The organism is Embleya sp. NPDC020886 (assembly GCF_044333915.1).
Lineage (GTDB): Bacteria > Actinomycetota > Actinomycetes > Streptomycetales > Streptomycetaceae > Embleya.
The window spans coordinates 109,663-130,525 of sequence record NZ_JBIRRX010000007.1; the positions used below are offsets into that span (position 1 = coordinate 109,663).

The 20,863-nt window shown below is 71.0% G+C and carries 18 protein-coding genes; 8 read left to right on the plus strand and 10 right to left on the minus strand.

The genetic code is table 11. The features are described 5' to 3' along the window. Positions 1-105: 105 nt before the first annotated feature. Entirely contained in the window at positions 106-1,239 is a 1,134-nt protein-coding gene (locus ACH4U8_RS24570) for a chemotaxis protein (protein WP_360314872.1), read from the plus strand. Positions 1,240-1,339: 100 nt separating this feature from the next. On the opposite strand, the gene ACH4U8_RS24575 is transcribed toward ACH4U8_RS24570, so the two are convergent. Then, positions 1,340-1,981 (minus strand): hypothetical protein, encoded by a 642-nt coding sequence (locus tag ACH4U8_RS24575; RefSeq protein WP_360314874.1) that lies wholly within the window; start codon positions 1,979-1,981, stop codon positions 1,340-1,342. Positions 1,982-2,098: 117 nt separating this feature from the next. Between ACH4U8_RS24575 and ACH4U8_RS24580 the strand changes: the two genes are divergently transcribed. Further along, entirely contained in the window at positions 2,099-2,284 is a 186-nt protein-coding gene (locus ACH4U8_RS24580; protein ID WP_020551221.1) for a DUF5703 family protein, read from the plus strand. A gap of 140 nt (positions 2,285-2,424) precedes the next feature. Here the strand turns inward: ACH4U8_RS24580 and ACH4U8_RS24585 are convergent, their stop codons facing one another. The 3 genes from ACH4U8_RS24585 to ACH4U8_RS24595 form a co-directional block, all read right to left on the minus strand. Continuing rightward, positions 2,425-3,027 carry a chaplin gene (locus ACH4U8_RS24585; RefSeq protein WP_395780194.1) on the minus strand — a complete coding sequence of 201 codons (603 nt, stop codon included), beginning with the start codon at positions 3,025-3,027 and terminating at the stop codon, positions 2,425-2,427. A 339-nt stretch (positions 3,028-3,366) separates the two neighbouring features. Continuing rightward, positions 3,367-3,606 carry a chaplin gene (locus tag ACH4U8_RS24590; RefSeq protein WP_395780196.1) on the minus strand — a complete coding sequence of 80 codons (240 nt, stop codon included), beginning with the start codon at positions 3,604-3,606 and terminating at the stop codon, positions 3,367-3,369. 211 nt (positions 3,607-3,817) lie between these two features. Next, a complete protein-coding gene (locus tag ACH4U8_RS24595) occupies positions 3,818-5,146 on the minus strand; it encodes a M20/M25/M40 family metallo-hydrolase (protein WP_360314880.1) in 1,329 nt (442 codons plus the stop codon). Positions 5,147-5,451: 305 nt separating this feature from the next. Between ACH4U8_RS24595 and ACH4U8_RS24600 the strand changes: the two genes are divergently transcribed. Together ACH4U8_RS24600 and ACH4U8_RS24605 are read left to right on the plus strand one after the other, a co-directional pair. Further along, a complete protein-coding gene (locus tag ACH4U8_RS24600; RefSeq protein ID WP_395780198.1) occupies positions 5,452-6,327 on the plus strand; it encodes a TIGR04222 domain-containing membrane protein in 876 nt (291 codons plus the stop codon). 528 nt (positions 6,328-6,855) lie between these two features. Further along, positions 6,856-8,112 (plus strand): class I SAM-dependent methyltransferase, encoded by a 1,257-nt coding sequence (locus ACH4U8_RS24605; protein ID WP_395780200.1) that lies wholly within the window; start codon positions 6,856-6,858, stop codon positions 8,110-8,112. A gap of 270 nt (positions 8,113-8,382) precedes the next feature. Here the strand turns inward: ACH4U8_RS24605 and mshC are convergent, their stop codons facing one another. The 4 genes from mshC to ACH4U8_RS24625 all read right to left on the minus strand — a co-directional run bounded on the left by mshC (position 8,383) and on the right by ACH4U8_RS24625 (position 12,225). Beyond that, complete coding sequence (mshC, locus tag ACH4U8_RS24610) at positions 8,383-9,609, minus strand: cysteine--1-D-myo-inosityl 2-amino-2-deoxy-alpha-D-glucopyranoside ligase (RefSeq protein ID WP_395780202.1); 1,227 nt, start codon at positions 9,607-9,609, stop codon at positions 8,383-8,385. A 173-nt stretch (positions 9,610-9,782) separates the two neighbouring features. Continuing rightward, positions 9,783-10,634 carry an SCO1664 family protein gene (locus ACH4U8_RS24615; RefSeq protein WP_360314910.1) on the minus strand — a complete coding sequence of 284 codons (852 nt, stop codon included), beginning with the start codon at positions 10,632-10,634 and terminating at the stop codon, positions 9,783-9,785. Continuing rightward, entirely contained in the window at positions 10,604-11,173 is a 570-nt protein-coding gene (locus tag ACH4U8_RS24620; protein ID WP_360314888.1) for a DUF3090 domain-containing protein, read from the minus strand. The genes ACH4U8_RS24615 and ACH4U8_RS24620 overlap by 31 nt, the downstream gene beginning before the upstream one ends. A gap of 326 nt (positions 11,174-11,499) precedes the next feature. Continuing rightward, positions 11,500-12,225 carry a histidine phosphatase family protein gene (locus ACH4U8_RS24625; protein ID WP_360314890.1) on the minus strand — a complete coding sequence of 242 codons (726 nt, stop codon included), beginning with the start codon at positions 12,223-12,225 and terminating at the stop codon, positions 11,500-11,502. A gap of 224 nt (positions 12,226-12,449) precedes the next feature. Here ACH4U8_RS24625 and corA point away from each other — a divergent pair, with 224 nt between their 5' ends. Next, on the plus strand, positions 12,450-13,424 hold the full coding sequence (gene corA / locus ACH4U8_RS24630) for a magnesium/cobalt transporter CorA (protein WP_360314892.1): 975 nt from the start codon (positions 12,450-12,452) through the stop codon (positions 13,422-13,424). A 247-nt stretch (positions 13,425-13,671) separates the two neighbouring features. Continuing rightward, positions 13,672-14,295, plus strand: a complete 624-nt coding sequence (locus ACH4U8_RS24635) for a hypothetical protein (protein WP_360314894.1) — start codon at positions 13,672-13,674, stop codon at positions 14,293-14,295. A 67-nt stretch (positions 14,296-14,362) separates the two neighbouring features. On the opposite strand, the gene ACH4U8_RS24640 is transcribed toward ACH4U8_RS24635, so the two are convergent. Beyond that, positions 14,363-15,412 (minus strand): LLM class F420-dependent oxidoreductase, encoded by a 1,050-nt coding sequence (locus tag ACH4U8_RS24640; RefSeq protein ID WP_395780204.1) that lies wholly within the window; start codon positions 15,410-15,412, stop codon positions 14,363-14,365. A 239-nt stretch (positions 15,413-15,651) separates the two neighbouring features. Between ACH4U8_RS24640 and ACH4U8_RS24645 the strand changes: the two genes are divergently transcribed. Together ACH4U8_RS24645 and ACH4U8_RS24650 are read left to right on the plus strand one after the other, a co-directional pair. Then, on the plus strand, positions 15,652-16,632 hold the full coding sequence (locus ACH4U8_RS24645) for an aldo/keto reductase (RefSeq protein WP_360314898.1): 981 nt from the start codon (positions 15,652-15,654) through the stop codon (positions 16,630-16,632). A 1,846-nt stretch (positions 16,633-18,478) separates the two neighbouring features. Beyond that, positions 18,479-20,188, plus strand: a complete 1,710-nt coding sequence (locus tag ACH4U8_RS24650) for an AAA family ATPase (protein WP_395780206.1) — start codon at positions 18,479-18,481, stop codon at positions 20,186-20,188. 67 nt (positions 20,189-20,255) lie between these two features. On the opposite strand, the gene ACH4U8_RS24655 is transcribed toward ACH4U8_RS24650, so the two are convergent. Then, on the minus strand, positions 20,256-20,849 hold the full coding sequence (locus ACH4U8_RS24655; RefSeq protein ID WP_395780208.1) for an SUKH-4 family immunity protein: 594 nt from the start codon (positions 20,847-20,849) through the stop codon (positions 20,256-20,258). Between the last annotated feature and the right edge of the window lie 14 nt (positions 20,850-20,863).

Consider the following 20,863-nt stretch of genomic DNA (forward strand, 5'->3'; position numbering starts at 1 on the left):
CGACTGCGAGCCGGTCGGGTGACGCATGCGATTTTCGCGCCGAATCGGGCATAGGACGCTGTGTTTGTCGATCCCATGAGGCCGGACCGCACGCCAGGAGACCGCATGACGACCGCCGCACTGTCGCCGGAACTGCTCGCCGAGCTGCGCCGCCCGCGCGCGTATCCCGCGGTGTCCCTGACGCTGCCCACGCACCGGCACCGCCCGGAGAACCAGCAGGATCCGATCCGACTGCGAAACGTGCTGGCCGAGGCGGAGAAGCGGCTCGCGGCCGATCCGGAGGTGGGTCGGGAGGCCCGGATCAAGACCGTCGACCGGCTCAAGGCGGCGGCGGCCGAACTGGATCCCGAACACTTCATGGACGGCCTGGTGCTCTACGCGTCGGCCGACGAGCACTACGCGTTCACCGTGCAGGCACCGGTCGGTGAGCGCGTGGTGCTGGCGACCACCTACCTCACCCGCAACCTGGTGGCCGCGGCCGAACGGCTCACCCCCTATTGGGCACTGGTGCTCAGCGAGCACGAGGTGCACCTGTGGCACGGTCGCGGCGACGGCGTGCACGAGGTCCGCGACGGCGGCTTCCCGATCACCTCGGCCGGTCCGGAACGGGACGGACCGCCCACCCGCGAGGGCGGCGGGCTGGGCGTGAGCGAGGACCTGCGTCGGTTGCTGAACGAGGCCGACGAACAACTGGCGCGGGCGCTGCTCGGACGCGAGGACAAGGTCGTCCTGGTCGGTCTGCGACCGCAGGTCAAGGCGTTTCGGGAGAGCAGTCGCAACGGCGCGCACCTGGCCGAGACCGAGTTGGAGGTCGGCGGCGTGAGCGAGGCGACCCCCGGCCAGTTCGCCGAGATCCTCGCGCCGGCGCGGACCGCGCTGGCCGCGGAGGCGACCGCCGCGGCGTTGCGGGCGCTGGACGACGCGCGCAGCGGCAAGCGGTACGCGGGCGGCATCCAGGAAGTGTGGGCGCCGTCCCGGGCCGGGCGCGGTGCGCTGCTGGTGGTCGAGGAGGGGCTGCGGGTGACCGGTCGCCTGGTGACGGTCGACCGCACCGGGGAGGTCGCGCTCCAGGTGCTCACCGGGCCGCACGCCGAGGACGCGGTACTGGCCGGCCGAGCCGAGGACGACATCGTGGACACCGTGGTCGAGGCGACCCTGGAGGCCGACGGCAAGGTGGTCTTCGTACCCGACGACACGCTCAAGGAGGCCGGCGGCATCGCGCTGGCACTGCGCTACTAGGCCCGAACCGCGACGAGTGCGGCGGCGACCCCTCGGGGGCGCCGCCGCACTCGGTCGTAGCGGGTCGAGCGGTGCTCGGCTCGACGGATGGCCCGGCCGGTCAGAGCAGGTCGCGCTCCAACGCCTCCAGGTCGTCCTCGTACGCGGTACTGGTCTCGAACCGGTAGATGATGCTGCGCGGATCCGCGTCGTCGAACGGGGCGTCCAGCCACTCGCCCGGCTCGGTCGGCTCGATCGCCGACACCCACAGGGTGGAATCGCCCGGTTCCAGGCCGAGTTCCTCGGCGCGCTGGGCGATTTCGTCCGGTTCGTAGACGTCGAAGAGCACCGCGACCGCGCTCGACGCGCTGTCGGTGCCGGTGTCGCGCGGGGACGCCGGCGGTTCCGCGTCGCCGGTCTCCGCGTCGGCGCGGCGGGCGTGGTCGACGAGGGTGATCAGGTCCTTGATCACGTAGTCCCGGCGGATCAGCACGGTGACCGCCTCCGGGTTGGTGGGACCCTCGTACTCGGCTTCCTCGCTGTTGCCGGGCACCTCGAACGGGGTGACCTCGTCGTAGGCGTCGTACAACAACTCGTCGTACGCCTCGGCGGCGGCCGCGAGCGCGTCGTACGCGGCGAACACGGCCGGGTCGCTCTCGCCTTGGCGGGCTTCGACGGCGGCCAAATGGTCGTCGATCGCCGATTTGAGAACGTCCGCGGCGACACGGACCTGCTCTGGCGTGGGCTGCGCAACACCGGTCATGGGGTGACGTTATCCGCAAGACCCCCGCGCGCGCACAATGGTTCACTGATGGCGGAGTCGGAGACTTACCAAAAGGCCGGTCACCGCGCCTTCGCGCGGCCGCCGGGGAACGGAAACATGGCGGAATACGAGTTTCGGCAACTGGACATCCCGCGCGGGACCTCCCGGACCGACGCGTGTCGCATCCTGACCGAGCAAGCGGAGTACGGCTACTGGGAGCTGGATCGGCTGTTGCTGCGCGGCGACGGCAGCCGACGAGTGGTCCTGCGGCGGCGGATCATCCGTCAGGTGCGCACCATGTGACGAATCGTCACCGAACGGATCGTCACCGATGAGTCGTCACCGATGGGTCGTCACCGATGGGTCGTCACACACGAGGACTGCCCGCCCCTGTCCTCCCAGGGGCGAGCAGTCATCGGATTCATCCGCCGTGCAGGCCGTGCTCAGTCCTGCGCGGGGCGTGAACGGCGGTACAACACGAAACCGCCGAGCAGCAGCGCGGCGCCGATCGGGGCCACGGTGAGTGCGTTCGAACCGGTCTCGGCGAGCGTGCCGTGGCTCGTGGACCCACCGGTGCTGCCGCCGGTCGTCCCACCGGTGCTACCGCCGGTGGTCCCACCGGTGGTGCCGCCCGTCGTGCCGCTGGTGGTGCCACCCGTGGTCGGCGGCTTGGTGGTCGGCGGCTTGGTGGTCGGGGGCTTGGTGGTCGGCGGCTTCGTCGTCGGCGGCTTCGTGGTGGGGGGCTTGGTGGTCGGCGGCTTGGTGTGCGGCGGCTCGGTGTGCGGAGGGCGCGTGGGGTTCGACGCGTTCACGCAGTGGTTGCCGAACGCCGGGTTCAGGGCGCCGATCACGTTCACCGTGTTCCCGCACACGTTCACCGGAACGTGGATCGGGATCTGGATGTTGTTGCCCGAGGCCACGCCGGGAGACCCGACGGCCGCGCCATCGGCCGCACTGCCGGCGTTGGCCACGCCTACCGCCGCGGACGCGAGTGCGCCCGTGGTGGTGATGACGACCAACAGCCCCTTCTTTGCGAACTGGTGCATGTAGATACCCCTGTGTCTCTCTCGCGAGGGGCGGGGGACGATGACCCCGCACGGACGTCAACGAGAGCCGACACCCGAGGTCACCGACGTGGGGACGATTCGCTCGTACGGCTGAGTTTCAGGATTCTTCGCAACCGGGTCTTGACGGTTTTCGAGCACTTTTCATCCCAGTCGAGCGCTTGGCTGACCGATGGCGATCGTCGCCCCCGGGTGTGCCGGCGGGGTACCGACGAGTCGGCTGCGGCCGTGCTCCGAGCCCGGGCCGACGCACAGCGGGACGGCCCCGAGACCGTGCGGGTCTCGGGGCCGTCCTCACGCCGACGAACGCGTGGGCCTGGATCAGGCGTTGATGCAGGTGTTGCCGAACGTGGGGTTCAGCACGCCGATGATGTCGATGCTGTTGCCGCACAGGTTGATCGGAATGTGGATCGGAACCTGGATGTTGTTGCCCGAGATCACGCCGGGGGAGTTGACCGCCGCACCCTGCGCATCGGAGTTCGCCATGGCGCCGCCGGCACCCGCGAGCACAACACCACTGCCGGCCGCGACGATGAACGCGACCTTGCCCGTCTTCTTCATGATTCTTTCGTCCTCCTTGTCGACACCACGACGCGCTTGCGCGCCGCACAAGGGGAAACGACGGGATCGCACGGAGGCTACGTGTCGGTCGAGGTATTCACTCGATCGGGCCCGCCCCCGGGAAATCCCCGGCCGGGAGCACACGTTGGGGCCGAGTCGGCGCGCGGTCGGGACGCCGGAGTGCTTCCCGGACCCCGACCGCGCACCGCGCTCACGCGTTGTCGAGAAAGTGATCCAGCACCCGCACACCGAACTTGAGCCCGTCCACCGGGACCCGCTCGTCGACGCCGTGGAACATGCCCGCGAAGTCGAGGTCGGCCGGCAGCTTCAGCGGCGCGAAGCCGAAGCAGCGAATGCCCAGATCGGCGAAGGACTTCGCGTCCGTGCCCCCCGACAGGCAGTACGGCACCGCCCGCGCGGCCGGGTCGTGCGCACGCAGCGCGGCCGACATGGCCTCGACCAGCGCACCGTCGAAGCCGGTCTCCAACGCCTGGTCGGTGTGCACCGTCTCGCGCCGCACCCGCGGGCCCAGCACCGCGTCCAACTCGGCGTGGAACTCCTCCTCGAAGCCCGGCAGGAACCGGCCGTCCAGGTGCGCGGTGGCCTGCCCGGGGATCACGTTGACCTTGTACCCGGCGTTGAGCATGGTCGGCTGCGCGGTGTTGCGGATGGTCGCGCCGATGATGCTCGCGATCGGGCCGAGCCGCTCGATCGTGGACTCGATGTCGTCCGGGTCGAGTTCGATGCCCAGCGCGTCCGAGATCTCGTCCAGGAACGCCCGCACGGTCTTGGTGACCCGGATCGGGAACTTGTGCCGACCCACCCGGGCGACCGCCTCGGCCAGTTCGGTGATCGCGTTGTCCTTGGCGATCATCGACCCGTGGCCGGCCGTGCCGTCCACGATCAGCCGCATCCAGTCCATGCCCTTCTGGGCGGTCTCGACCAGGTACAGCCGCAGGTCGTCGTTGACCGTGAAGGAGAACCCGCCGACCTCGCCGATGCCCTCGGTGACCCCCTCGAACAGGTCGGCGTGGTTGTTCACCAGATGCCGCGCGCCGAAGAGGCCGCCGGCCTCCTCGTCCGCCACGAACGCGAGCACGATGTCGCGCGAGGGCCGCCGGCCGGTCCGCACCCGGTCGCGCAGCACCGCGAGCACCATCGCGTCCATGTCCTTCATGTCGACCGCGCCGCGACCCCACACGCAGTCGTCCGCGACCTCGCCCGCGAACGGGTCGTAGGTCCAGTCCGCGGCGTTGGCGGGCACCACGTCCAGGTGGCCGTGGATCAACAGCCCCGGCCGGGACCGGTCGGTGCCCTCGATCCGGACCACGGTGCTGGCCCGGCCGCGTTCGGATTCGTAGATCTTCGGTTCGAGGCCGACCTCCGCGAGCTTCTCGGCGACGTACTCCGCGGCGGCGCGTTCGCCCGGACCCGAGCCGTCACCGTAGTTGCTCGTGTCGATCCGAATCAGGTCGCGGCACAGGTCGACGACCTCGTCCTCCGCGGTGGTGGTGGGCTGGGGACGGACAGCCTCCGTCATGACGGGCTCCTCGGGAAAGGCGGGACGGCACGTGTGTACGGGTGTACCACCATCCTGCACCCGCGTGCGCGGTCGGCATGGGCCGGGCGCCCTTTTGCCGACCGGTCGGTTGAGCGGCGCGGCGGCGGACCCGGACGAGGGCGGCCGGCGACGGCCCCGGCACGAACGTAGGGAGATGCCTCTGACCGGGTGCAACGGGCCGCTGCTACCTTCCGGATCAGGCGGAACAGCCGAACAGCGAACAAGCCGAACAAGTCGAACAAGACGCAGAAATCCGCGAGTCGGACCATCGGGAGGGACGTCACATGAACGGCACCGCGTGGGGCCTGACCGGTCCCGAATTCCTCAAGCTCTACGGCGGCGTCCTCGCCGGCCTGGTCGTCCTCGCGATCGTGCTCCGGATCGTGATGGCCTGGGCGGTCCGAGGCCAGGTGAACCGGGCACCGCTCGGCGCGTACGACGCCGCCTACCTCGCGGGCGGACCCATCCGGGTCGCCGAGACCGCGATGGCGTCGCTGATCACCGAGGGATACGTGCACGTACAACGTGCCGGCAAGGTCACCGCCGCCACCGGCGCCCGGCCGACCGAGCCGGTCGCGGCGGCCGTGATGGACTGCGTGCGCACCACCCGAGGCACCCGGCTCGCGCTGCTGCGGGCCTGGAGTCGCAGCACCATGCTCGCCGAGATAGAGGGCAGCCTGGTCGATCGTGGCCTGGTGCACTCCCCGTTGGCCCGGCGGATCGTCAAGGTGCCGTCGCGGCTGATGCTCGTGCTCGCCCTGGTCGGCATCGCCCGTTTCGTCAACGGCCTGGCGCACGGCAGGCCGGTCGTCTTCCTGGTCCCGTTCCTGATCGTCACCTTCGTCCTCGCGGCCCTGTTCGCCGTGTCGTTCCGGGCCACCGGGGCGGGCCGCCGGGCTCTGCGTGAACTGCTCGTACAGGTAAGGGCGGACCGCCGCTCGGGCGCGCTGGTCGGCGCCGGCGCACTGGCCGGCCTGTTTACGGTGGCCTGCCTGGGCATGGCCGCGCACCCGGACCCGGAGGCCAGGGTCGCCTTGGTGGCGTACGGCGGAAGTGGTGGCAGCGGCGGCGGTGGCGGCGGGGACGGCGGAAGCGGCTGCGGCGGGAGCAGCGGCTGTGGTGGCGGAGGCGGCTGCGGGGGCGGCGGCTGCGGCGGCTGAACCACACGACCCGTCCGAACCACACGAACCACACCCCTCCGCGCGGCGCGCGGCCTCGAAACACACGATCGGCCCGGCTGGATCGGGAACGGCGAACAGCCGCCCCGACCACCGGGCCGAGTCGTTTCCGCTTCCGTTCCCTCCCGCGCCCCGACCGCCCCTTCCGCCCGATTCGTTCCCGTCCCGGCAGGCAACCGCCGTGCCACGCACCGGTGATCGGGGAAGAGCCGCGACCGAAAAAGAGTTCTACCTGTCGCCGTTCCTCCCTGTATCGGGCGGTCGTCGACCGAGTCCGCCCGAGTCGGACGGGGACGCGGCACCGGCGGTCACGCTGCACCATCCGGGTGCGCGGCCGTTTGTGGCTCGGGTGCGAGGGGAGCCGCGCCCATACACGGTGCGATCCCCGCCTTGCCCGACCCCGCGCCTTCCGGTGGCGCCGCTCCCAGGCGCGGAGCGAGTTGCCGGCGTGGCATCGGGTCGTGGCTGCGCGGCACCCGGGGAGCGGTACAGGACTGGAGGGAGTCTGCGTTGAGTGTGATCGAGGTTGCCCCGACTCGGATCGACCCGGTGCGCTGGCCCGACGTGGCCGAGGTGCCCAGGCGGCCGGTGCGTGCGGCGGCCGCTCGGTTCCTGTTCGAGCGGGCGGTGGCACGACTGCCGTTGCGCGTGTGGATCGACGGCGCGGTGTTCGGAAGCGGCGACGCGGCGGCGCCCCGGATGCGGATCGTCCGGCCTGACGCGTTCTTCAACCGGGTCGGCGCGGGCGGGCTGATCGGCTTCGGCGAGGCGTATCAGGCGGGCGACTGGGAAGCGGACGACCTGACCGCGGTGTTGACCGTGTTCGCGTCCCGGGTGAGCACGCTGATCCCGCCCGCGCTACAGCGACTTCGCCCCGTCGTGGTGCCCCGCATGCCGCGCTCGCAGCGCAACACCGTGGCCGGTGCCAAGCGCAACATCCATCGGCACTACGACCTGTCGAACGAACTGTTCGCGACCTTCCTGGACGAGTCGATGGCCTATTCGTCGGCGGTCTTCGAGCAGGGCGCGGACGGCGGTCCCCGAGCCGGGGAGGACGCGCTGACCGAGGCCCAGCACCGCAAGATCGACCGCCTGCTCGATCTCGCCGATGTCGGTCCGGGCAAACGCGTGCTGGAAATCGGCACCGGATGGGGCGAGTTGGCCCTGCGTGCGGCCGAACGCGGAGCGCACGTGCACACCATCACCCTCTCGGCCGAGCAGCGCGACCTGGCGATCGAGCGGATCACCGCGGCCGGTCTCGCCGACCGGGTCGAGGTCGAACTGTGCGACTACCGCCAGGTGCAAGGCAGTTACGACGCGATCGTCAGCGTGGAGATGATCGAGGCGGTGGGGGAGGAGTACTGGCCGATCTACTTCGCAGTGCTGGATCGGCGACTCGCGCCGGGCGGACGGGTCGCGCTCCAGTCGATCACCATGCCGCACGACCGCATGGTGGCCAGCCGAGCCACGTACACGTGGATCCACAAGTACATCTTCCCCGGCGGCCTGATCCCCTCCGACGACGCGGTGCGCCAGGCGACCGCGGCCACCCGGCTGCGGGTCGCGGACAGCAGGTCGTACGGCCTGCACTACGCCGAGACGCTGCGGTTGTGGCGCGAGCGGTTCAACCGACGCGCGGACGAGGTCGAGGTGTTGGGCTTCGACCACGTGTTCCGGCGGATGTGGAACCTGTACCTGTCCTGGTCCGAGGCGGGCTTCCGGTCCGGCTATCTGGACGTGCGGCAATACCTGCTGATGGAGGCGTGAGCGCCGGCGGGGGCGCGCCCGACCGAGGTGCGCGAGAAACGTTGACACCGGACTCCCTCGCACTCCCCTCGGAAGATGAGGGCTTCCCCTGAAGTGCCGGGAGTGGCGCACGTGATCTGCTGGGGTCGTGGACGAGGGGTCGCTCCGGTCGGCCGTCGCGGGGGTGTGGCCGGACGGAGCGGTACCTCGATGTCCGCCGCGAGAAAGGCCCCGACCGGGATCTCCCGGTCGGGGCCTTCGCATCGGGTGCGGGCGGCTGGGCCGCTGGGCTCAGAGGGCCACGCCGAGGATCGCGTCCAGGGCGCGTGAGGCCACGCCCGGGGCGGACAAGTCGTCGCCCCCGTCGGCGAGTTGCCGGGCCGCCCAGGCGTCCATCGCGGCCAGCGCGCCGGGCGCGTCCAGGTCGTCGGACATGCGTTCGCGGATCGTGGCGAGCAGTTCGGTGGTGTCCGGCCCGTCGGGTCGACCGACCGCCGCGCGCCAAGTCGCCAGCCGGGCCTGGGCGTCGGTCAATACCCGGTCGGTCCACTCCCAGTCGCTGCGGTAGTGGTGGGCCAGCAGCACCAGGCGAATCGCCATCGGGTCCACGCCTTCGCGGCGCAGCTTGGAGACGAACACCAGGTTGCCCCGCGACTTGGACATCTTCTCGCCGTCCAGCGCGACCATGCCGGCGTGCACGTAGGCCCTGGCATACGGCACCTCGCCGGTGACCACGTGCGCGTGCGAGGCACCCATCTCGTGGTGCGGGAAGACCAGGTCGCTGCCGCCGCCCTGGACGTCGAAGCCCATGCCCAGGTACTTGAGCGCGATCGCCACACACTCGATGTGCCAGCCGGGCCGCCCCGCGCCGAAGGACGCGTCCCAGGACGGCTCGCCGGGCCGCGCCGCGCGCCACAGCAGGGGGTCGAGCGGGTCCTTCTTGCCGGCCCGCTCCGGGTCGCCGCCGCGCTCGCCGAAGATCTCCAGCATCTCAACGGCGGTGTAGCCGGACACGCCGCCGAAGCTCTCGTCCGATGCGATGGAGAAGTAGATGTCGCCGTCCACCGAGTAGGCGGCGTCCTTCGCGAGCAGGTCCTCGACCAGCGGCACGATCAGCGGGATCGCCTCGACCACGCCGATGTAGTTGGCCGGTGGCAGCACCCGCAGCGAGGCCATGTCCTCGCGGAACAGCGCCGTCTCGCGCTGTGCCAGCTCGACCCAGTCCACGCCGTCCCGCTCGGCCCGCTCCAGGAGCGGGTCGTCGACGTCGGTGACGTTTTGTACGTAGTCCACGGTGTGGCCGGCATCCCGCCAGACCCGCTGAAGCAGGTCGAACGCGACATAGGTGGCGGCATGCCCCATGTGGGTCGCGTCGTACGGGGTGATGCCGCACACATACAGCCGCGCGACCGGTCCCGGGGTGATCGTCACAAGCTCGTGCACGGAACTGTCGTGCACACGCAGGGACGCACCCTGACCAGGGAGAACGGGGAGCTCGGGTGCAGGCCAGGCATACATACGTATGAGACTAACGTCCGCAGGGGTGGAAGATCTTCCAGGGTTGGCGGACTAATTTCCGCGTCTTTGCCGAACGGCGCGCCCGACCTCGCGGTTCCGCCACACCCGCGGACTCGGCCCGGGGCCGACCCGCACCGCGTGCCGGGTCTCCGCGTCGACGTCGAGCGCCGTGCTCAGATCGGCGGCCAGGGGATCACGTGCCGGCGGCCGTCCGGCTTCGGGAGCCGGTCCTCGGCGAGCAGAACTCTCACCCGTTCGCGGGTCGCGGCCACCTCGTCCGGCGTAATCAGCTCGCCCAGCCGCGCGCCCAGCGGCCCGGCCAGATCGCTCGCCAGCGTGCTCAGCGCCGCCCGCGCGGGGCCCGGCAGCGGCTCGCCGGCCCAGCCCCACAACAGCGTGCGCAGCTTGTCCTCGACGTGGAAGCAGACGCCGTGGTCGATCCCGTACACGTGGCCGTCGGGACCGGGCAGCAGGTGGCCGCCCTTGCGGTCGGCGTTGTTGATCACCGCGTCGAACACCGCGATCCGGTGCAGCGCGTCGGCGGCGGCGTGCACGAGCAGGGCGGGCTGCTCCTTGCCGTGCTCGTCCGGGACGACCACGTGCGCGATCGGCTTCCAGGCCGGGCCCGGGTCCACCGCGGGCAGGATCGTCACCGGTTCCGGCTCGTCCTCGGCCGGCTTGTGGTCGATCCACAACTGGCACATGCCCGCGCCGTACGGCCCCTCGCGGAACACGGTCGTCGGCACGATGTTCCAGCCGAGCGCCTCGGACACCTCGTACGCGGCCACCTCGCGGCCCGCCAGCGTGCCGTCCGGGAAGTCCCACAGCGGTCGCTCGCCCGCGACCGGCTTCCACACGCACGGCAGCGATATGCCCTCCAGCGTCGCGGTGCAGTACAACGTCGCGTTGGAGGCGTCCTCCAGCCGCGCCTGCACCGTCAACTCGCCCCGGCGCAACAGCTCCGGGACGGCGGCGGCGTCGAGAACCGTGTCGGTCAACGCCGGTATCCGTTGGCGCGCGGGCAGATGTGGCCCTCGGGGTCCATCGGCAGCCCACAGAACGGGCAGGCGGGCCGGCCGGCCGCGACCACGAGCAGCGCGCGCTTGGCGAACGCCCGGGCCTGACCGCCGGTGAGCCGGACCCGGAGCAGCGGCGGGCCGTCCTCGTCGTCGTCATCGCCGAGCAGGGTGTCCTCGGGAGAGTCGTCGTCGGGCACCTGGGCCTGCGCCTCGACCACGAGCCGCTCGTCGTCGGCATCCCACGCGAGGGCCATCGTGCCGACCCGGAATTCCTCCAGGATCGGCGGCAACAGCGGCCCGGAGTCCTCGAGTTCGGTCGGCGTCACGGCCGGCACGGCGGTCTCGCCGCCGGTGCGACGAACCAACTCGTCGAGCAGTTCGTCGACGCGTTCGGCCAGGACGGACACCTGCGTCTTCTCCAGGGCGACGCTGGTCACGCGGCCGGCGGCGGAAGCCTGGAGGAAGAAGGTTCGCTGGCCGGGCTCACCTACGGTGCCGGCGACGAACCGCTCCGGGGGGTCGTACAGGAAGACCTGGCGGGGCACGAGCTGCTCCGTGTTTCTGTCGAGAGCGGGACGGGGGTGGTCGCGGTCTGTCGGTGGTCGGGCGGGCGGGCGGTCGGACGGGCGGTCGGACGGGCGGTATGGCGAACCTGGACCGCACCGGAACCCGACTGGGGGTTCCGCACGGTTATATCCGCCACACCCGGGGGGCTATTCCCGGACTCCCGGTTTCCCGAGTTCCCGGATGCCCGGTACTCCGGTTCTCCCGGACGATCCTGCCCGTTCCCACCGGGTTCGATCTTGCCCGGGTGTTCCCGTCCGGCCAAAGTCGGCGAGGGCGCGCGGGGGAGTGCGCCCTCCCCGGCACCCTACGGCGCGCCGGCTCCGCCGCCCACCACCGCGTCACCGGACCCGGACGCGTGCCGCCCGTCGGGCGCCGGCAACAGGCCGGCCACCGAACCACCGGTGTCGTTGAGTCGGCCGACACTCGGTCGCTGCGTGCCGTACGAGATCACCGTGAGCGAACACGGGTCGACCTGGATGCGCTGGAACAGGTCCAGATGCATCCCGAGCGCGTCCGCGACCAGGGCCTTGATCACGTCGCCGTGCGAGCAGACCAGATACATCGCGTCCGGCCCGTGCTCCGCGGCGATCCGCTCGTTCCATTCCCGGACCGCGTCCACGGCCCGCGCCTGGGTGGTACGCAGTGCCTCGCCGCCCGGGCCGGGGAAGGTGACCGCGCTCGGATGCATCTGCACGGTCTTCCACAACGGATCCTCGGCGAGCTTCTTCAGCTCCTGCCCGGTCCAGTCGCCGTACCGACACTCGCCGACCCGCTCGTCCACCTGCGCGCCGGCATTCAGCGCCGACTCGGTTCCGCGCCGGGCCGCCAATACCGCCTCCGACGTCTGCCGACACCGCTCCAGCGGACTGGTCACCACGGCCGCGAGCGGCACCTCGGCGATCCGCCGGCCGAGCGCCGCGGCCTGTTCCTCGCCCCGCTCGTCCAAAAACACCCCCGGCGTCCAACCGGCGAGCACCCCCGTGGAGTTGGCCGTGGTCCGCCCGTGCCGAACAAAGAGCACCGTCGTCATACACCCAACCCTATGTCTCCCCCCATCGCGGCCGGCCTCGGGCATGTGGGGCCTGCGGGCGGCTCGGGCGGTTCACCCACCGGCTCCACCCGTTGCCTGCGGCGTGCCGGCTGCGGTTCTTCGGGCACCGGGGCGGCCTGCTCCGGCTCCCGGCCACCGACGGGGCCGGCGACGCGCTCGCCCCGCTCGCCACCGGCCTCGCGGCCGGCCGGCAAAATGGACCGGTGATCGTCGACTGCGCCATCTACACCAACGGCCGCCGGACCCAAGGCCCCGCCGACTTCTCGGATGCGCTGGACCAGGCCCGGCGGGTCGGCGACTCGTTCCTCTGGATCGGGCTGCACGAACCGACGCCGAGCGAGTTCGATCTGGTCACCAGCGAGTTCGGGCTGCACCCGCTCGCCGTCGAGGACGCGCTGCACGCGCATCAGCGACCCAAGCTGGAGACGTACGACGACTCGATCTTTCTCGTCCTCAAGACCCTGCACTACTACGACGAGACCTCCTCCGTGGAGACCGGCGAGCTGATGATGTTCGTCGGCGACTCGTTCGTGGTGACGGTCCGTCATGGGCCGGGCGCCGAGCTGAAATCGGTCCGGCGTCGGGTCGAGAAGCAGCCCGAACTGCTCAAGCACGGCCCGGGCGCGGTGCTGTACGCGGTCGCCGACGCCGTCGTGGACGCCTATCTCGCGATCGCGGGCGAGCTGGAGACCGACCTGGAGGAGCTGGAGGCCCGGGTCTTCTCGCCCAGCCGGGAAAACGACGCCGAGCGCATCTACCTGCTCAAGCGCGAGGTCCTGGAGTGCCGCCGCGCCGCGCTGCCGCTGATCGAGCCGATACGCAAACTGGCCACGGCGGACGTCCCCTTCGTACCCGCGGAGACCCGGCCGTTCTTCCGCGACGTGGCCGACCATGTGACCAGGGTCACCGAACAGATCGAGTCCTTCGATCGCCTGCTGACCGACGTACTCGGCGCGCACCTGGCCCAGGTGGGCGTGCGGCAGAACGAGGACATGCGCAAGATCTCCGCGTGGGCGGCGATCTTCGCGGTGCCGACGATGATCGCGGGCGTGTACGGCATGAACTTCGAGCACATGCCCGAACTCGGGTCGGCCTGGGGCTATCCGGGAGCGGTCGCCCTGATGGTGTGCTCGTGCATCGTGCTGCATCGCATGTTCCGCAAGAGCGGCTGGCTGTAGCGGGCGCTTCGCCGAGGGCGCGGGTCGCGTCGGGGCGCACCGAGTTGCGCCGGGTTGCGCCGGGTTGCGTCGTGTCCTTTGCTTCTTTTGGTCGTTGAACCACATACCGGCCGTGGCGGGGATGCACTGGACTCCCCCGCCGCGGCCTGATTTCGTTCTGTGATCGATCAAGCGGTGGACGCCGGCACCGCCCACGCCGGACTCTCGTAGGCTTCTGCTTGTACAGACGCGGCGGAAGCAGGTGGGGATGTTCGGCAAGTCGGGCAGGCAGCGCACATCGGGGACGCGCCCGGCCCAGGTTCCGGGGGCCGGAGCCGCCGGGGCCGACTGGTCCTCGCACAGCCAGTTGGAGGACGCGGTCCGCTCCTACCTGCTGCATCCGGACGTCGCGCTGGAGGCGTTGGGCTCGGTCCTCGGCCGGCGCCCGGTCCGCGGCTTCACCCTCGAACGGGTCGTGGACATCAACGCGAACGGCACCTCGGTGTGGCAGGAGGCCGCGGTCTGCGACGACCGGCGGCTCGTGTTGTGGCACAGCGAGGACATGACCGACCCCTCCGCGCCCGGCGGCACCGTGCTGGACTCCTCCGTGCAGGTGATCCCGCTGGGCTCGGTGTCGCACGTCGGCATACGCACGCTCGTCGGTACCGACCACGACGGACGCCGGCAACTGCGCGGCGCGTTCGTGTTCCTGGCCACGCCGACCCTGCAGGAGGTGGCCACCGTGCGGGGCGAGGACGGTACGTCCACCGGCCGCTTCCGGCAGGAGGCGTACCGGTTCAGCAAGTCCCTGGAGGACGGCGGTCCGGGCCAGATCCGCCGCCTCCTGGAATTCGCCGAGGTGATCGCGGCCCGGGTGCCGGGGCCGCGCTGACGGGTCGTCGTCGGGTCGGCGGGTCGAGAAGTCCCTGGAGGACGGCGGTCCGGGCCCGTCGGTCCCGCTAGGACGCCGTCCCGGACAACTCCAGCGCCTCGGCGGCGACCCGGAGCGCGGCGACGCGTTCGTCCAGGGTGGTGCCGTTCGGCGCGATGGTCAGGGTGGTCACACCCGTGGCGGCGTACGCCTGCATGCGCTCGGCGATCCGCTCCTTGCCGCCGAGCAGGCTGGTCTTGTCGATGAAGTCGTACGGGACGGCCGCGCCGGCACCGAGGTAGTCCTTGGCCAGGAACCTGTCCTGGATCTCCTTGGCCTCGGCCTCGTAGCCCATCCGGATCGCGAGCCGGTTGTAGAAGTTCTGCTCCCGGCTGCCCATCCCGCCCACGTACAACGCCGCGTAGCCGCGCACCTGGTCGGCCGCGTGCAGCGGGTCGTCGCCGACCACGAGCGGGACGGTCGGTACGACGTCGAAGTCGGTCATCGCCAGACCGGCCTTTTCCCGGCCCGCGCGGATGTGTACGAGCGATTCCTCGGCGTGCTCCGGCGCGTAGAAGACACCGAGCCAGCCGTCCGCGATCTCGCCGGTCAGTTCGAGGTTCTTCGGGCCCACCGCCGCGATGTACAGCGGGATGTGCTCGCGCACCGGGTGCACGGTGAGCTTGAGCGGCTTGCCCGGGCCGCCGGGCAGCGGCAGGGTCCAGTTGGCGCCCTGGTGGTCGACCCGTTCGCGGCGCATCGCCTTGCGGATCACCTCGACGTACTCGCGGGTGCGGGCGAGCGGCTTGTCGAACTTGACCCCGTACCAGCCCTCGGACACCTGCGGCCCGGACACGCCCAGGCCGAGCCGGAACCGGCCCCCGGAGAGCACGTCCAGCGTCGCGGCGGTCATCGCGGTCATGGTGGGCGTCCGGGCCGGGATCTGGAAGATCGCCGAGCCGACGTCGATCCGCGTGGTCTGCGCGGCGACCCAGGACAGCACCGTCGCCGCGTCCGAGCCGTAGGCTTCCGCGGCCCAGCAGACCGCGTAGCCGAGACGGTCGGCCTCCTGGGCCACCGCCAGGTTGTCGGCGTCGTTGCCGGCGCCGAAGTAGCCGAGGTTGATACCGAGTCGCATACGGACCTCCTCTTTGTGGGTTCGAACCGGAGTTGTTTGTGGTGTGAGCGTCGTGGTGCGTGGTTGTGGTGTGGTGAGTGCGGTGCGGTTGGCGTGGTGCGGTGGTTGCGGTGCGGTTGGCGTGGTGCTCGGCCGACCATATCGCGATACCTACCCGCCGGTAACCTGCTTGGGCGGCATACCGCCGAACGGCCCCGCCAACGGCGGCACAGGGGAGGGAACGGCTAGTCTCCGGTGCCATGGAGCAGCGACATCTCGGCCGCACCGGCCTGCGGGTCTCCCGCATGGGCCTGGGCACGATGACGTGGGGACGAGACACGGACGAGCACGACGCGGCCGACCAGATGAAGGCATATCTGGACGCCGGCGGCAACCTCGTGGACACCGCCGACGTGTACGCGGACGGCGAGGCCGAGTACATGATCGGCCGTCTCCTGGACGGGTACATCCCGCGTTCGGAATTGGTCATCGCGACCAAGGCGGCGAGCGTGCCCTACAGCGAACGCCGCTTCGACGGATCGCGCGGTCACCTGCTCCAGGCCCTCGACCACTCGCTGGCCCGCCTCGGCACCGACCACGTCGACCTGTGGCAACTACACGCCTACGACCCGTCGACGCCGCTCGAAGAGACCCTGCACGCGCTCGACCTCGCGGTCACCAGCGGTCGGGCCCGCTACGTCGGCGTCTCCAACTTCTGCGGCTGGCAACTCGCCAAGGCGGCCACGTGGCAATCCGCCGCTCCCGGCCGGGTGGTCGTGGCCAGCACCCAGATGGAGTACTCGCTGCTGCAACGCGGCATCGAACGCGAGGTCCTGCCCGCCGCCCTGGACCTGGGCGTCGGCCTGCTCCCGTGGTCCCCACTCGGCCGCGGCGTCCTGACCGGCAAGTACCGCCACGCGATGCCGGCCGACTCGCGCGGGGCCTCCGCCAACATGGGGCCCTTCGTGGCGCCGTACCTGGACGAGCACTCGCGCCGCATCGTCGACGCGCTCGCCACCGCGGCGGACGGGCTGGGCGCCGCACCGATCGAGGTGGCGCTGGCCTGGGTACGCGATCGGCCCGGGGTGGTCGCGCCCATCGTCGGCGCGCGCAACGCCGCGCAACTTCGGGCGTCGTTGGCTGCGGAGAGTGTCGTACTTCCTGCGGAGATCCGGTCGGCGTTGGAGGACGTTTCGCAGCCTATGACGGGGTATCCGGATCACACTTGGAGTCAGGCTTAGGGGGCTGGGGGCTGGGTCGCGGGCGGGCCGGAAGGCCCCGGTCGCGAGGTGAGCGCCGCAACCGGGCCCGGGTCGTGAGCGGAGCGGGCGGGTGGGGGGCTTTCGGCGATGCAACGCTGCTTCTATTGGGCGCCTTCGGCGCCGGCTCGCGAGGGGCCACTTTTTTGCTCCGTCGCAGGCTCCTCCACAAAAAAGTGGCCCCTCGCTCGTGACTTCGTGTCCCTGCGCTTCGCTCCGGGCCACGAAGTCTTTGTTTTGCGGCTCCGCCGCTCTCCGCGCTGCGCGCGTCGATCACGAGGTCTCGACCAGGTCGTGGGCGCTGACGCGCCGGGCCGCAGCCGTACTCGGGGGCCCGGGGAAGGCCCCATGCGTTGCCGCAGCCGATTGATCGTGGGGGACCAGGGCCACGATGGTGGTTTGGGGGCCTGACCGGGTCGCTCCGGTGCCCGTAGAACCGCAGCGTTCGAGCGTGGGGTAACGGGTGGAGCGGGTGGGGGCGCAACCCGAGCCACCCGCACGGGAACCGCAGCCGGATCGGGGTTCGCCTGCCCGTTTGGGCCGGCCGCCACCTTGCTTGCCGGGACGTGTGGTTATTCGTCCTTGGCTGCGGCTCGGATGGCCCGTCTGTGCCGCGTTTGCTGTGGCGTCGGCGATGGCTGCGAGAGTGTCGCCATGGTCGTGGTGGGTGCGGCGCGAGTCCGGATCCGGCGGGGCCGGTGGTCGGCAGAATCGGTCGGGGTGTTTGTGCGCGAACGCATTCGGATTGGGTGTGGTGAACGGGAGCGCGAAGAATGGGCGCTGTCGGTGGAGTGGATGGCGCGGCGGTAGGAGTGGTGCCGGCAGTGTGGGTGGCGCAAGTGGTGTGGGTGAAGCGAATGGTGCAGGTTGCACTGGCGGTGCCGGTGGAGCGGACGGTGTGGGCGTGAACGGTGACGAATCGAACGGTGCTGCGGAGAACGAGTCCGCCCCCGCGGTTGGGGAGGACGGCTCGACCCGGGCGTCCGACAAGCCTGATCCGGTAGCGCTCTTGCGCGACCAACTCGCAAGGTTGGCGCGCGGCGAGGCCCCGACGGTCGTCGGCGGTGTCGCACATATCGACGCTCCTCACTCCGACGGCGCCGAGCGTGCCCGCAGGCGTACCGCCGTGGCTGCCGAAACCGCCGAGGCTGCCGCGCTTGCGGCCGAAGCCGCCCGCGTGGAGGCCGGCGAGGAGCCCTCGCTCACCGATCCGTCCGCCCTTCGAGAGGAGGGCGGCTCTTCCGCCCCGCGATCGGTGCACGATGTCGAACTGCCGCCGAGCCCGGACAACGAGACCACGGCTCCGGGTACTTCGGTCGACGCGAGCTCGGCATCGCCGGCAACCGGTGCGGCGGATTCGGAGGCGGCATCGAGGCCGGACCCCGAGAGCACTGTTTCGGTTGCTTCGGAGGCTCCGATGCCGGTAGGCGGTGCGGATGGGGTGATTGGTTCGCAGGCGACTTCGGAAGGTGGGGTTGCTGCTCTTGCTGATCGGGACTCTCCGGATCCGACGGTGGCTGCGGTCCCGATCGCCGACCGCGAGTCGGTCTTGCCGCGGGGCTCGGATGCCGAGAGCGGGGCTGCGGACGACCCGTCCGGTGCCGGTGTGTTGTCGACGCGGGATGTCGGGCGTGATGCTCGCGACGGGGAGCGGCGTCAGGTGCGGGCGGAGGTCGGCCCGGGTGGGGACGGCGGTGTCGGCGGGCCGAGTTCGCCGCGACCCGGTGGTCGGGCGGGTGGTGGGGGTTGGGTCGGGCCCGGTATGGGGGGTTTGCCGGCTGTGCCTGCGGCGGCGCCGGTCGACCGGGATCGGCGGCCGTTTGCCGCCGTGGCTGCGGATGTTGCCCGGGTGTTGGCCGCTGCCGGGGCCCCGGAGCGGATGGCGCCGCAAGTGGCCGCCGCGTTGGGGGACGAGGCCGCGGAGTTGCTGGCGGCGGACCCCTGGGCGGTACTCGCGGTACCCGCGATCGCGCCCGGGCAAGCCGACCTGCTCGCGCGTGGAGCACTCGGCGCCGGCTGGGTCGCCGATGATCCTCGACGGGTGCGCGCGATCGTTTTGTGGTTGCTGCGACGGGCCGCCCGTCAGGGGGATACCGCGATCGAGGCCGATGCGGCGCGGGCCGCGCTCGCGCACTTCGAGGTGGGTGATCCGGACACGGCGCTGCGGGCCATACTCGCCGAGGGCCGGGTGATGGCCTTTGCCGCTGCGCCGGGTGGATCCGGGGGATCCGGTGCGAGTGTCGATGATGTCGGTGAGAGTGGGGAGATCGACGGCGACTTCGAGGAGGACTTCGAGGAACCCGATGAATTGGGCGTCGTCGGCGGGGTTTTGCTTGCGCTCGACGACTATGCCCTTGCCGAGGAGGCCATCGCCGAAGCCGTTGTCCGGCTGTTGTCGACGGTTGAGCCGTGGCCGGAGATCGGCGACGGCAAGCTCGGTCGGGCGCTGAGCGACAACGGGGTTCTGCTGTATGCGGCAGGTCCCGGCGAGGAACCCCCGGCCGCGGTTCTGACCGTCGCCGCGCAGGCCCGGGAGGCGGGCCTGCGCGTGGTCGTGGTCGCGCCGACCCTCGACGGCCGGGATCGGCTCGGTGCGGGTGCGGTCGGGCTGCGGGAACTTGCCGCGATGGAGCGTGGCCCGGACGGCACGCTCGAACTCGACCTCCTCGTGGTCACCGACGCGACTCTGCTCGACGTCACCGCCGCCGCCGCGATCTTCGAGGCGGTACCGGACGGTGCCAGGCTCCTCCTCGCCGGTGACCCGGCCGGCCTCGAATCCACCGGGCCGGGAAGGGTGTTCACCGATCTCGCGGCCACCGGTACGATCCGTGCCCTGGTCGCCCCGACCGTTCCCGAAGGTCCGCTGGAGGCACTTGCCGACGGGATCCGTGACGGTCGGCTGCCCCCGATCCAGGACCCGGACCGCCGCGCCGTACTGATTCCGGCCCGCACCGGGGAGGAGGCCGCCCATCGATGTGCCCAACTGGTCGCCGACTCGATTCCGCGGGCGATCGGGATCGCGGCCCGGGATGTGCTCGTGGTCGCGCCCCTCGCCACCGGACCCGCCGGGGCGACCGCGCTGAACGCGGTGCTCAAGGCGAGGCTCAATCCGAGCCCCGAGGACCGGAGTTCCGCTGTGTCGATCGACGTCGGCGACTGCGTCGTTCGGGCTGCGAGCGACCCCGGTGGTGGGGTGGTTCGAGGAATCGTGGGCGACGTTCTCCCGGACGGCCGAGTGGTGGTGGCCTTCGGCGCGGCCGCTCCCGAGCCGGTCCAGCGGACCGAGCTGCGCCACGGTTGGGCCTTGACGGCTCGTCAGTCCCTGGGGGTTCGCCGTCCGGGTGCGGTGGTGGTACTTCCCTCCGAAGGTGCCGACGCCTACACCCGAGCTCTCATGTACACGCTCGTCACCCGAGGCGAACGCCACGTCTCGATCGTGCACGCGGCGGGGCCGGCCCTCGCCTCGGCGGTGGCCGCCGACCCGACGCGGCACCGAACCACCCATCTCCGACAGGCGATGAGCGAAGCGATGAGCTGAACGGGATTCCCTTGAGCGGCGTTCGGGGGGCGGTTCAGGGCGCGCCGGAATGGTGGCTTTGGAGAAGTCAGGCCGAAAGGTGGTCGAACACGCTGTCCCAGAAGGGGGAGTTGTCCACCTCGGGTTCGATCGCGGCCATGTGCACGCGTAGTTCGGCGATGGCGGCGTGGCGGATCCCGTCGTCGTCGGTTTCCAGGGCATCGCGTCGTTCGACGACCAGGCCCAGGAGCAGGGCCAGGGTCGGCAGCGAGGAGGTGGCGATGCCTTTGTCGCCGTCTCCGTGGTCCCAGCCGGAAGGGTCGTAGTGGTTGATCTCGCCGATGTCGGTGTCGACCATGAGCTGTTGGTCGAAGTGCATGCCTATCGTGAAGCAGAAGTTCTCGGGCGGCGAGTCGTCGTCGGGGTAGCGACGTCCGTACAGTTCGTCGGCGTCGAACAGATATGGCTCGTCGGCGTCCCGTAGGTGGGTGGAGTCGAACTCGACGAGGTCGATCGCGACGGCGGGAAAGCCGGTGCTGGTGAGGAAGTTGCGAGTTTCGCGGTCGGTCAGTTCCGCGGGAAGGTCGGCCTCGTCGGGCCGCCAGAGCGAGCCGCTGCCGAAGCGGGCCTCCAGCCATGCGGCGTCCGGGACCCGAGGCGTTGCGTTGGTTGTCGTCGTCATCGGTGTCTTAACCC